At 36.6% G+C, this 11,158-nt stretch carries 10 protein-coding genes and 1 pseudogene; 5 read left to right on the top strand and 6 right to left on the bottom strand.

Annotated elements, in window-relative coordinates; translation table 11 throughout:
- The first annotated feature begins 465 nt into the window (after positions 1–465).
- From F6K54_RS30585 to F6K54_RS30570, 4 genes and pseudogenes are all read left to right on the top strand, one after another.
- Entirely contained in the window at positions 466–1,890 is a 1,425-nt protein-coding gene (locus F6K54_RS30585; protein WP_293086286.1) for a TldD/PmbA family protein, read from the top strand.
- A gap of 646 nt (positions 1,891–2,536) precedes the next feature.
- Positions 2,537–2,794, top strand: a complete 258-nt coding sequence (locus F6K54_RS30580) for an amino acid permease (protein WP_293086285.1) — start codon at positions 2,537–2,539, stop codon at positions 2,792–2,794.
- A gap of 571 nt (positions 2,795–3,365) precedes the next feature.
- Positions 3,366–5,272 (top strand): annotated as a pseudogene (ltrA, locus tag F6K54_RS30575) (group II intron reverse transcriptase/maturase).
- A 26-nt stretch (positions 5,273–5,298) separates the two neighbouring features.
- The gene (locus tag F6K54_RS30570; protein ID WP_293086288.1) at positions 5,299–6,351 is read left to right on the top strand and encodes an APC family permease; all 1,053 of its coding nucleotides are present in this window, start codon (positions 5,299–5,301) and stop codon (positions 6,349–6,351) included.
- Between the two features lie 282 nt (positions 6,352–6,633).
- Here the strand turns inward: F6K54_RS30570 and F6K54_RS30565 are convergent, their stop codons facing one another.
- From F6K54_RS30565 to F6K54_RS30540, 6 genes are all read right to left on the bottom strand, one after another.
- Positions 6,634–7,053, bottom strand: a complete 420-nt coding sequence (locus F6K54_RS30565; protein WP_293086283.1) for a type II toxin-antitoxin system VapC family toxin — start codon at positions 7,051–7,053, stop codon at positions 6,634–6,636.
- Positions 7,050–7,265, bottom strand: a complete 216-nt coding sequence (locus tag F6K54_RS30560) for a hypothetical protein (protein WP_293086282.1) — start codon at positions 7,263–7,265, stop codon at positions 7,050–7,052. Before F6K54_RS30560 ends, F6K54_RS30565 begins: the two co-directional genes overlap by 4 nt.
- A gap of 86 nt (positions 7,266–7,351) precedes the next feature.
- Complete coding sequence (locus tag F6K54_RS30555; protein WP_293086280.1) at positions 7,352–8,251, bottom strand: class I SAM-dependent methyltransferase; 900 nt, start codon at positions 8,249–8,251, stop codon at positions 7,352–7,354.
- A gap of 27 nt (positions 8,252–8,278) precedes the next feature.
- Positions 8,279–8,536, bottom strand: coding sequence for a hypothetical protein (locus F6K54_RS30550; RefSeq protein WP_293086278.1), 258 nt, complete (start codon positions 8,534–8,536; stop codon positions 8,279–8,281).
- 330 nt (positions 8,537–8,866) lie between these two features.
- A complete protein-coding gene (locus F6K54_RS30545; protein ID WP_293086276.1) occupies positions 8,867–9,205 on the bottom strand; it encodes a hypothetical protein in 339 nt (112 codons plus the stop codon).
- 559 nt (positions 9,206–9,764) lie between these two features.
- The gene (locus F6K54_RS30540; RefSeq protein ID WP_293086274.1) at positions 9,765–10,259 is read right to left on the bottom strand and encodes a DUF427 domain-containing protein; all 495 of its coding nucleotides are present in this window, start codon (positions 10,257–10,259) and stop codon (positions 9,765–9,767) included.
- A 140-nt stretch (positions 10,260–10,399) separates the two neighbouring features.
- Here F6K54_RS30540 and F6K54_RS30535 point away from each other — a divergent pair, with 140 nt between their 5' ends.
- Positions 10,400–11,008: an aromatic amino acid lyase gene (locus F6K54_RS30535; protein WP_293086272.1), complete on the top strand. Its 609-nt coding sequence runs from the start codon at positions 10,400–10,402 to the stop codon at positions 11,006–11,008.
- The last annotated feature ends 150 nt before the right edge of the window (positions 11,009–11,158 follow it).

Here is an 11,158-nt window from a genome sequence, read left to right as displayed (position 1 = left end):
TAACTTTGCTTCTGATGATGTGAAATAATTAGGGTTTGCGCTAAAAAGTCTTTTTTAAGGAGTAGGGGATCCACCCCAACCCCTCCCAGGAGGGGAGTAGGGGAGAATTTTTTTGCCCAACTATGCGCTCTTTAATGCGCTCCATGCATGAGCATGAAGAGCTGAAAACCATGTACTTTTTCAATACCTAAAAAGACACTTACCTTTATCTGGTAATTATTTGATATTTAATCAGCAAACCCTAATTATTTGAAATTACTATAGTGTTAAAGTTTTTAATCCTTATATCTAGCAATAGATATCATACAGCACTACGCAATTAGGGCGCGGACAATACTAAATGCTGAAAGTAAATCAAAGATTACTTTTAACTTTTGACTTCTAACTTCTAACTTTTGACTTTTGACTTTTGACTTTTGACTTATAAAAACCTGTACAATCTTTTTTAACTTATCAAAACCTCTAATGCCTGTATTACTGACTGACGCAAAAAATATACTATCCGACTTGCTCGCTAATTATAGTTCTCAAGTGGATTACTTGGCCATTCGTTTAGAAGAATCTCAAGGAACAGATATTCTCCTGCGAGGCAACAAAATAGAAACCCTAAGCGAAGGTCTTTCCATAGGTGGTCAAGTTCGAGCTTGTTACCGAGGAGGTTGGGGTTTTGCCAGCTTTAATCAACTCTCAACCTTGAAAGACAGAATAGAAGAGGCGATCGCTGCGGCCAAATTGATTGGAGAAGAAGAAACGCTCCTAGCTCCCATCCCCATAATTCAAGCAACTCATGTAGTTCATCTCACAGGTACAGATCCGCATCAAATATCCTTGGCCAACAAAAAAGAACTATGCGAACATTATGGCCAAGTGTTGCGGAGTGTTGATAGTCGAATTACCACCGTGTCTGTTCGTTATGGGGACAGTACCCAAAAAGTAATTCTCGCTACTTCCGAAGGCACCATGTTAGAACAATCATGGGTAGATATGGAGATACGCTTTGCTGCCACTGCCAGAGATGGGGAAACCGTACAAACAGGTAGTGAAACTACTGGTTCCCGCAAAGCCTATGAAGATTTAACTAATTTAGATAATTATGTTCGTAGTGCTGCACAAAGAGCTGTGAATTCTCTAGCTTTGCCCATTGTTCAAGGTAATACTTACACTGTAGTTATTGACCCAATTCTTACAGGTCTATTTGTTCACGAAGCTTTTGGTCATCTCTCGGAGGCAGATATGGTCTACGAAAATCCTGATTTATTGGAAGTGATGACAATTGGTCGGAGGTTTGGTCCAGAAAATTTACAAATATTTGATGGTGCTAAGGTGTCACCCTTGCTAAGTAATGTAAAACAAGAAGAAGTGCATCGAGGTAGTTATATATATGATGATGAAGGTACTCCAGCAACTACTACTCAGTTGATTCAAGATGGTGTTTTGGTAGGACGTTTACATTCACGGGAGACTGCTGGAAAATTGGGAGAAGTACCTACGGGTAATGCACGCTGTCTGGATTATCATTATCCACCTATAGTCAGGATGACTAATACTTGGATAGCACCAGGAAATACTCCTACTTCAGATTTATTTGCTGATATTAAGGAGGGAGTTTATGCTCGTAACTGGTTGGGTGGAATGACTAATGGGGAAATGTTTACTTTCAGTGCTGGAGAAGCTTGGATGATTAGAAATGGCAAGTTAGCTGAACCTGTGCGGGATGTGACTCTTTCTGGAAATGTGTTTGAGACTTTGGCTGATATTGAGGCGATCGGCGATGATTTTTATTGGGATGATTCTGGGGGTTGTGGTAAGGGTGGGCAAGATGGTTTACCTGTTGGTTGTGGTGGACCGAGTTTGCGTATTCAGAATGTTGTTGTTGGTGGGGATGCTTGACAAGTCAAAAGTCAAAAGTCAAAAGTCAAAAGTTAGAAGTTAGAAGTTAGAAGTTAGAAGTTAAAAATCAAAAGTCAGAAGTTAGAAGGAAAAGGGAGCAGTAGTTATCAAAAGTCAAAATTCAGAAGTCAAAAGTTAGAAGTTATATTATGTCTGGATAATAGCGTGATCAAAAAACTTTCTCTGTGTGAAGTCAAAAGTCAAAAGTCAAAAGTCTGAAGTAAGAGGGAGTAGTAGTCATCAGAAGTTAAAAATCAAAAGTCAAAAGTCTGAAGTCAAAAGTTAGAAGTTATATTATGTCTGGATAATAGCGTGATCAAAAAACTTTCTCTGTGTGAAGTCAGAAGTCAGAAGTAAGAGGGAGTAGTAGTCATCAGAAGTTAAAAATCAAAAGTCAGAAGTTAGAAGGAAGAGGGAGCAGTAGTTATCAAAAGTCAAAATTCAGAAGTCAAAAGTTAGAAGTTATATTATGTCTGGATAATAGCGTGATCAAAAAACTTTCTCTGTTCTGTTTATTCTTTCTTCCCTCTTGTTTGCGGAGCATTCCGTAGGAAATTCTCGATTATGACTCCTGAGTAGTTTATTTATAACTGTTCAACCGGACATGATATAACTGATAACTGATAACTGATAACTGATAACTGAAATGTCTCAGCCTCTACTTCGACGAGAAATTGGTGTGTTCGGCGCTACCCTCATGGGTTTAGGTTCAATTGTGGGTACTGGAGTATTTGTCAGTATTGGTATTGCTGCTAGTATTTCGGGCCCGTCGGTAATTATCGCGGTGGCGATCGCTGCTATTGTTGCTATCTGCAATGGTCTTAACAGCGCCCAGTTAGCAGCAAACCATCCTGTGAGTGGTGGTACTTATGAATATGGTTATGTGCGACTCGTTGGTCACTAAGCTAGGAAACTAGATATAAATGGCCGTTCCAAGTCAATACATGAGGACAACCTCGACTTGTGAATAACTCTTATGTCCTTGGTGGTGAAATTCCATCCGCCTTGTTGTTAGGTTGACAGCATAGGCCACACTGGTGAGACTGAACATCAAACTGGTGAAGCTGGTCTAAATGCGGAACAATACCAGTTACCAGGAACGATACCGCGAGCAAAGGCTGACAAGTGGACGAACAGAAAGGTAATAAAACTCTCGTGAATTCAAACCACCCCAAAGGTAGCTATGGGATGTAGGACAAAAGTCAGAGGGTCAATGGATACTATTATGTAATCGATAGTGTCAGCAACCATGTAGCACCCTCCGGGAGATTTTGCCCCACTAAATCAGTCGTAATAAAGGAATAAGGGAACGAGGAAACCTCTCTTTGACACCTAAGAATATAGGTCGAGAACTTAGGAAGCCATTCAAGGTCAATCTGTACAACGGTTGCAGGTCAAAGGGAGAGTAGGATTGGGTAAAAAGCAGTAATGCAGACGTACCCACTGTTAGACGTAATGTAAAGCAATGAATAGTAATGAATAAAGCTCAGACACTAAAAAGAAAGTTAGGGTCACCTAAACCATTTTTAAGCGTAGCAAGGGATACAGAGTATATACCTTCACAAGTTTCAATTAATTTTAACCTTAAATGGAAGGATATTGATTGGAAGAAGGTAGAAAAATCTGTGTTCAAATTACAAAAATTGATTTACAGAGCATCCATGAGTGGCGAATTCCGCAAGATGCACAGATACCAAAAACTTCTTTTAAAAAGTTACTACGCAAGGTTGCTAGCTGTTAGACGCGTGACACAGGATAACCAAGGTAAGAAAACTGCCGGGGTAGATGGAATCAAAAACCTGACACCCATACAAAGATTCAACTTGGTGAACCTACTCGCATCACGCCACCTTAAAGCAAGTCCCACCCGCAGAGTCTATATACCGAAACCAGGGAGAGATGAAAAGCGTCCGTTGGGTATCCCAACAATATACGATAGGGCGTTACAAGCTTTGGTAAAACTAGGTATGGAACCAGAGTGGGAAGCACGCTTTGAATCTAACAGTTATGGTCTTTTCCGGTGGTCAACACATGATGCCATACAAGCCATCTTTGTTAGCATCAACAAAAAACCAAAATATGTGTTAGATGCTGACATATCCAAATGTTTTGACCGAATTAACCATGATGCACTTCTAGGAAAGATAGGTCAATCTCCTTACAAACGATTAATCAAACAATGGTTAAAGTCTGGAGTGCTAGACAATAATCAATTCCTAGAATCTGTGGAAGGTACACCACAGGGAGGAGTAATTAGTCCCCTACTAGCAAACATCGCCTTACACGGTATGGAAGAATGCCTAGATAAATTCGCGGAATCCCTTCCGGGAAAGAAGCGAGATAACAGACAAGCGTTATCCCTGGTACGCTATGAGTCTCGACTTTGTAATCTTACATGAAGACATCAAAGTAGTATTACAAGCAAAAACCGTAATACAGGAATGGTTAAACCAGGTAGGATTAGAACTAAAACCAGAGAAAACCAAAATTGCCCATACTTTAGAAGAATATGAAGGAAATCAACCCGGATTTGACTTCTTAGGTTTCACAATCAGGCAATGGAAAGTCAAGACAACCAAACAAGGATTTAAAACGCTGATTAAACCATCTTCCAAGAGTATTAAAACTCACTATCGGAAATTGGCGGATATATGTGACTCTTATAAAACCGCCCCGACCCAAGCTTTAATAGCTAAATTAAATCCGGTAATAAGAGGATGGGCTAACTACTTCTCAACACAAGTCAGTAAAGAGGTATTCAGAAAAATAGATAACCTCCTATGGATAAGAATATGGAGATGGGCAAGTAGAAGGCATCCAAATAAATCGGCTAAATGGGTGAATAAAAAGTATTTTCCCAAAGTTAGTAAAACCAGGAATTGGGTACTCAACGCTGGTGAATATATACTAAACCGACACTCAGATGTGCCTATTGTACGACACATCAAAGTGAAAGGTAATAAATCCCCTTATGACGGCGACTGGACTTATTGGAGTAATAGAATCGACAAATACCCAGGCGTAAGGAAAGAAGTCACAACGCTGTTAAAACGGCAAAAGAATAAATGCGCATCTTGTGGACTAACCTTTAGATCAACTGACCTTATGGAAGTTGACCATATAATTCCAAGGTCTAAAGGTGGTGACAACACTTATAAGAACAAACAATTGTTGCACCGACATTGCCACGATACTAAAACTGCCTTAGATAAAAAGACATATTCAAAACCAAAGTTACAGGATTCACCTGAAGATTATCTATGGGTTGACGATATGTTGACTTTAAGGTAGGGGTGTACCCATGACAAGGGGCGTTTAGGAGAGGAGCCGTGATGAGGTGAAAGTCTCACGTCCGGTTCTGAAGACGAGTCGGGTAGGGTAACTTACCTGGCTTAGTTTAACAAATATCTGAATCATTGGTTGGGTTTTATTGCCGGATGGATGTTTCTGTTGGCGAAAAGTGCTTCTGCTGCTACTGCTGCTTTGGGTTTTGCTGGTTATTTGCTGAATGCTTTTGGTATAAATAATCAAACTTGGTTGGTATTGACTGCTTTAACTGCTGTGGTTGTATTAACAATAGTTGTGTTAAGTGGAATTCGTCGTTCTAATTTTACTAACATTATTATTGTTTCGATTACGTTATTTTCTCTGGTTATGTTTATCTTGGCAGGGGTGCCTCAAGTAGTATCGTCTGGTGGGGAAAATTTAACTCCTTTTTTTCCTGGGGATAAACCTTTAGCATCTTTACTTCAAGCTGCTGCTTTAATGTTTGTTGCTTATACTGGTTACGGTCGTATTGCAACTTTGGGGGAGGAGGTTAAGGAACCACGACGTACTATTCCGAGAGCGATCGCTCTAACGATGCTCGTCACCTGTTTGTTATATATATCTATCGCTGTGGTTACTGTGGTAGTGGGTAAAGAGGTAATAGATAAATTATCTACAGCAGATGTGAGTTTAGCTGCTCCTCTGGAAGTTATTGCTAGAGTAGGAGGTTTAGGTGTTCCTGTGATTCCGAAGTTAATTGCTATTGGTGCTGTGACGGCAATGTTGGGAGTGTTGTTAAATTTAATTTTGGGTTTGTCCAGGGTTTTGTTGGCAATGGGGCGTCGGCGAGATGTACCGAGAGTTGTTGCTAGATTGAATAGTGAACAAACTACTCCTTATATCGCTGTGATAGTGGTGGGAGTGGCGATCGCTCTTTTGGTTTTAATTGGTGATGTGAAAACTACTTGGTCTTTTAGTGCTTTTAATGTTCTGATTTATTATGCTATTACTAATTTTGCTGCTCTGAAACTTTCTCCTGAAGAAAGACTTTATCCTAAGTGGTTAGGTTGGTTAGGTTTAGCTGCTTGTTTATTTTTAGCTTTTTGGGTAGAGCAACAAATTTGGTTAGTTGGTTTAGGATTAATTATTGTTGGTTTAATTTGGCATAGTTTGATTCATAGATTAATAGATTAATTAACGAATAACTTGAATTTTCCCTCATTAAAATCTGCTTGCAAATTGATAATATTTTGTAAATTATTAATTTCTTAAATCAATCCTATTTTCGTCTTTTTCCACTTAGTTCATAACTCACCAAAAAATTGGGTTGTTACACCTCCTCTTTTAAGGGGATAAAAAAAAGAATATTCCGTAGTTCAATCCTAATGCTTTCCTACGGAATGCTGCGCAAACAGCTAGAGGTACTGAAAAATGATAACTGATAACTGATAACTGAAATGACCCCCACTTTCATAATTAATCAAACCAATTTTCTATTTTCAGACCGTCAAAATCTTGAAAATCAGAAACATTATTAGTCACTAAGATTAAGTTATTAGTAAAAGCAATAGAAACAACTTGACCATCAGCAAAAGCGGGAATTTTACCCAATTTAGATAACCTTGCTCTTTCCTGTCCATGATATTGTGCAGATTTTAAATCATAATTAAATAAAGGTAACTGTGCTAAAATCACATTATTTATATAATCTTCCAAATCTTGACGTTTTTTAGACTCAGGAAGTCTAAAACATCCATACAATAATTCATGGATTACTACAGTAGCGGTTGCTATTTCCAGTTTACATAACCTTAGTTTTTCCATTACTTTCTGATTAGGTTGAGGGCGTTTCACCTCAGATAAAACATTTGTATCCAATAAATATTTCAATGTCATAAATCAACCATTCTCCCCGGTGACTTATCCCGTAAATTATCAAAAGAATCATCATCAATACTTTCTAAATCTACCCTTGCCCTAAAATTTTGTAAAGCTGACCAAAAATCACCTACCTTTTTAATTTCTACTAAAACCTCTTGATTATCAGGAAAATCTACCTCCTCCAATAACTCAATAATTTTACCTTTTTTGATTCCTTTGACAAACATAAATTTACTCCATTTTTCTTGAAAATTACTTATAAAATCTTGCTCGACAACAATAATTTAGACTTCTATAGTTATTTGAAGTTTTCTTAGTTCCTTTTTTTTATTTCTTCTTCCTTCTGCTTTTGGAAATAATAAAGACTTACAGAAGTTGGAATCATAATTTCTCCCCCCTCCAGTTTTTGGGAATTGCTGCTCAAATAATCCAGCAATACTTGTAATTGCGAAGGAGAAAAATATGTCGTATTAGCACCAACTATAAAATCTAGTAAATGTTTACCCAATTGAGAATCTTTCTGAAAACATTTTGTAATATTCAGTGGAGATTCTATAATTTCTTGATGAACAGAAATATTGTGTTCAGAAAAGAATTGATATAAATCGTCGCTCAAAAGAATTGACCTTTGATAAAGTCGCTGAGTTACATAGTAAAGAAGTTCCCTTAATTCTGTTTTTATAGCTATTACAATAACTACTATCCCTTCTTCTTCAAGAAGTTCGTAAATTTTATGAAAAGAGGATTCAATTTCTGAAAACAAGTAAAATGAATGAATTAACAGAATGATGTCAAAACTTTGGGATGATTCAAATTTTTCCAATTTAATCGGATGAATTTTAAATGTAAATTTATCTGGTTGAAATCTGTTAAGTTTATGACACCATTCTTCTGTTTTTACACATTCTACTTTGTTTGGATCTATTCCAACAAAATGAATAGATTTATTCAACTCAATCAGCTTTTTCAAAAAAGGTTTCTCAAAAAGCCCACTGCCACAACCTATACTAAGAATACTGTAACTTTCTTGTGAAGACTGGTGTTTTTCTATGACCTTAAATGTAGCTTTAAGAATCATCTCTGGTTCATTTTGCTGACTGCGATAAGCAATGTGCCCTTCCATATATTCTTGCTCATTAAGTTTAACGAGCTTCAGTTTTGGGTCTGAGATAAAGTTAGCGATCGCTGATTTTTGTAAATTATTCATCATCATTTTTTCTGTTTTTTCTTCTGCCTTTGATTATTGATTAGATTCACAATTTTTCATTAGTTCCCTTTTTTTTATTTCTTCTTCCTTCTGCTTTTGAAAATAATAAAAGCTTACAGAAGTTGGAATCATAATTTCTCCGCTCTCCAATTTTTGCGAATTGCTGCTCAAATATTCCAGCAATACTTGTAATTGGGAAGGAGAAAAATATGTCGTATTAGCACCAACTATAAAATCTAGTAAATGTTTACCCAATTGAGAATCTTTATGAAAACATTTTGTAATATTCAATGGAGATTCTATAATTTCTTGATGAACAGAAATATTGTGTTCAGAAAAGAATTGATATAAATCGTCGCTAAAAATAATTGACCTTTGATAAAGTCGCTGATTTACATAGTAAATAAGTTCCCTAAATTCTGTTTTTATAGCTATTACAATAATTGCTATCCCTTCTTATCTCATAAGTTCGTAAATTTTCTGAAAAGAGGATTCAATTTCTGAAAAAGAGTAAAATGAATGAATTAACAGAATGATGTCAAAACTTTGGGATGATTCAAATTTTTCCAATTTAATCGGATTAATTTTAAATCGAAATTTATCTGTTTTAATTGTGCTAAGTTACTGACACCATTCTTCTGTTTTTACACATTCTACTTTGTTTGGTTCTACTCCAACAAAATTAATAGATTTGTTCAACTCAAGCAGCTTTGTCAAAAAAGGTTTATCAAAAACTCCACTGCCACAACCTATACTAAGGATAGTGTGATTTTCTTGTGAATACTTATATTTTTCGACCGCCTGAAATGTAGCTTCAAGCATTATTTCTTGTTCATTATGGTTACTGCGATAAGCAATTAGTCCCTCCATATATTCTTGCTCATTAAGTTTAACGAGCTTGAGTTTTGGGTCTGAGAAAAAGTTAGCGATCGCAGATTTTTGTGAACTATTTATCATCATTTCTTCTCTTCCTGGTATTGCAAAATATTGCTAGTGCAAAAAGGCAGAAGGCAGGAGGCTTTAGTTATCTAGGATAGCAGAAGGCAGAAGGGAAGAAAGGTTATTGTACAAGCTTTTGGACCTTTTTTAACTGGTTAGTTATTTCCGCCATCCTGCACTAGCTTTTTCAATAATAACCAAATCAACTATCCGATCTAATTTATAGCAATCAGGAATCAGATGTGAGAATTGAGGTGTTCCTTTAAAGGATAGGGTATCAGTTATCTTAGAGCTGATTTATTCGTTTAAAAGCTGATAACTGATAACTGAAATAACTGGGGTCAATTCCAATTATACGTTTACTACTAATATCAACCTTTTTTGTCATCGTATAAAATTGGGGGTTGCACATTAAAGAATGATAATAAATTTTCAACTGTACATATATTGAGTAAATAATTATCCAAAAATATCTACTTTCGGATTTCATCATGCCTGATTGTGCAACGCCTAAAATTGAGCAATTTCTATAAACCTCTGAGGATTAATTATCAATTATCAATTATCAATTATCAATTATTTACCACCATCTTGTACCAGGCTCACCTTTAAATGGTCCGACAATATCAGAAGTAATCCATCCCCCATAAAAATCTCCTGCTTGAGCTTTTACTAATTCGTCATTAACATAACAAGCATCCATTAAACTAGCATAAAAACTCAGGTATCCTTGAAAGGAAATAAAATTAAGAGTTGGATTCAAATATTGCCACGCTGCATTACTTACATATTTATCTCCCACCGAAATATCATAATAGGAAGCCGAACCTTTCCATTCACAAAAAGTTTTCCTAGAATTTTCGATTAAATATTCTAACTTCACGTCTTCAGGTGGTATGTAATAACAAGGTGGATGACTGGTCTCTAAAACTCTTTTGGCTCGATTTGTTTCTGCCAAAACTACATTATTAAAGATGATTTTTAAATGTTTATCTGTATCTTGTAAAATAGCCGGACGCGGATAATCCCAAACTGATTCTTGGCCTGGTTGAGGTGGAATTGGATTAGGTCTCATTCTTAATAGTTTCCTAGTTTAGTATTTAACGACTATTGACTATTATATATCTAAATATAATTTTTTTATAATAATTCTTGCTTTTAACGAAAATTATGATAATTAATTTTATTAAATATCTAAGTTCTGATAAATAAACCATGAAAATTAACATCCAATCCCTAAGTCTATTTACATTAGCAACAATATGTGTTTGTTTGTCACCAATAAACGCCCGTGCCAACGATAATTTGGAAAATACTTCCATATCAAATACTGCCAACTTAGTAAGTTCAAAACCATCACCAACTATTGCTTTCCGAGGCCGAAATATTACTCTCACAGGTCAGAATTTAACCACGGCAGATGTAGTTCAAGTTGCCAAGCATGGAGCTAAAGTCACCATTAATAATGAAGCTTTAAGTCGCGTTCAAAAGTCCCATGAAATTCTGTTATTAGCCGCTGAAAGTGGGCATAAAATTTACGGTCTGACTGCAGGAGTAGGACTGAATAAAGACCAAGCTTTTGTCAATGCTACTGGTGGCTTAGATGAAGAAGTAATTCGAGTTTCTAAAGAATTTAACCGTAACTTAATCTATGCCCATAGTGCTGGAGCAGGACCAGAAATGCCTGAGGAAGTTGTGCGAGCAATTATGGTTACTCGTCTCAATGCCATTCTGTTTGGTTCCACAGGAGCACAACTGCGGGTGGCAGAACTTTATCGGGATTTTCTGAATAATGACATTACTCCTGTAATTCCGTTCTACTAAACTTACCCAAACTTACCCATACATGGTTGCATGAGCTTTGGAGCTAGCTTCCTGTTTTGCTGACGCAATGCTGCGCAAACACAGAAGACCACTGACCGCAGTCTGTAACTTATCTTCTCCACAGGCTTAAATTCGCTCTTGACTCAAGCT

This window comes from Okeania sp. SIO3B5, from assembly GCF_010692555.1.
Classification (GTDB): domain Bacteria; phylum Cyanobacteriota; class Cyanobacteriia; order Cyanobacteriales; family Microcoleaceae; genus Okeania.
This window is presented reverse-complemented; position numbering and strand designations above follow the sequence as displayed.